2 protein-coding genes are annotated in these 1406 nt (G+C 24.1%); one reads left to right on the top strand and one right to left on the bottom strand.

Going from position 1 to position 1406, the window contains the following annotated elements:
• Positions 1-815: 815 nt before the first annotated feature.
• The gene (locus tag KPL38_RS19240) at positions 816-1019 is read left to right on the top strand and encodes a DUF6440 family protein (protein WP_216290741.1); all 204 of its coding nucleotides are present in this window, start codon (positions 816-818) and stop codon (positions 1017-1019) included.
• A 43-nt stretch (positions 1020-1062) separates the two neighbouring features.
• On the opposite strand, the gene KPL38_RS19235 is transcribed toward KPL38_RS19240, so the two are convergent.
• A complete protein-coding gene (locus KPL38_RS19235; protein ID WP_216290740.1) occupies positions 1063-1203 on the bottom strand; it encodes a hypothetical protein in 141 nt (46 codons plus the stop codon).
• Between the last annotated feature and the right edge of the window lie 203 nt (positions 1204-1406).

Here is a 1406-nt window from a genome sequence, read left to right as displayed (position 1 = left end):
TTTAGTCTTACGACTAAATTTTACTTTATACTAAAGTAATTAACTGGTTAAAACAAAATATTATTTCATTTCTTTACCTATTTCTCTGTTTAATTTTCAAAGACCAACTTGCTTTGTCATTATCTGACGACTTCTACTATATTACTAGGTATTTCTTGTTTTGTCAATCTTTTTTTAATTTGTTTTCATTTGAAAACTTATTAAATTGTAATTAACATTAAACTTAATCCGTCGCACGCTTCTTACGACAATTAATATTCTACCACATTGTTAATTTTATGATTTCATAGCATATGTGCTCTGACTAAATCACCTCCATATTTCTACATATATATCTAAATAAATCAATATTTCGCATTGCGATACACAAGGCTAAATGTTGTTAATCAACTTTATAAAAATAATGCTTACCTACCTTATGCTTATAATGCCTTATATAATAAAAAACATAGTTAATAAACTATACTTTCATAACAAATATCATATTCTATTCTATTCTATTCTATTCTAGTAATAATATGAAAATTTAATCCCATACTATAATACAGCCATATTTTATTAGAATTTCTTGTAGATTGGGAGCAAACTTATTTCTAGCCTCTAATGTGACACCATAATTATATTATTCATAAGTAACCCCCCTAAAACTATTTTATTATTAAAAAATGCAACTTATTTTATAAATGTAATAACTAAATCGAATATTATTAAAAATGAAATATATAAAATTAAAAAGATAACAAAAGAATATTGTTTAGATTCCAGGATATAATATTTAAAACACATAACGAAATATTGAAATGTAGGAGGACCAAATGTTTAATAAATACTATAAAAATGTAAATGAAGAAAGTAAAACCATATATGATACTACTAATAAGTTAACAGTCCGTTGCAAAATAATTATAGAATCAGGAACAATAAAAAATTATTTGATTAATATTAACGATCATAAAGACATAATCACTATATTGTTAGATAAAGATGGCAATACGATGTTTTCACAAATAAAATTGTAATTGACATCAAAGCATCTCTTTAATTTTATATACCTATACAAAGTTATTTATAATGTTTATCAATATCAGTAATTAATTTAATCCAGAACTTAGATTCCTTTTTAAATGTTTTTACTATTTTTTTTGGATGAACTTTTCCACTCTGAAATACTTTTGCAATTAATAACCCATATATCAGCTTCATATAGATCACTCCTTATAGTTCTTTATACTCTTATGATTCATCAAACGTTCTGCTTTTATTTAATATAGTTACATAAGATATATCACTTCATCTTTTATGTCAACTGAATTTGAAAATGTCCCAAAAAGTTTTAATTATTAGCACCAGCAATAGCTGGTGCTTTATTACGTTTTTAACCTATTTTGGGGTATAGCAAACACATC

Origin of the sequence: Clostridium psychrophilum (genome assembly GCF_018861705.1) — a bacterium.
Taxonomy (GTDB): Bacteria; Bacillota; Clostridia; order Clostridiales; family Clostridiaceae; genus Clostridium_AD; species Clostridium_AD psychrophilum.
This window is presented reverse-complemented; position numbering and strand designations above follow the sequence as displayed.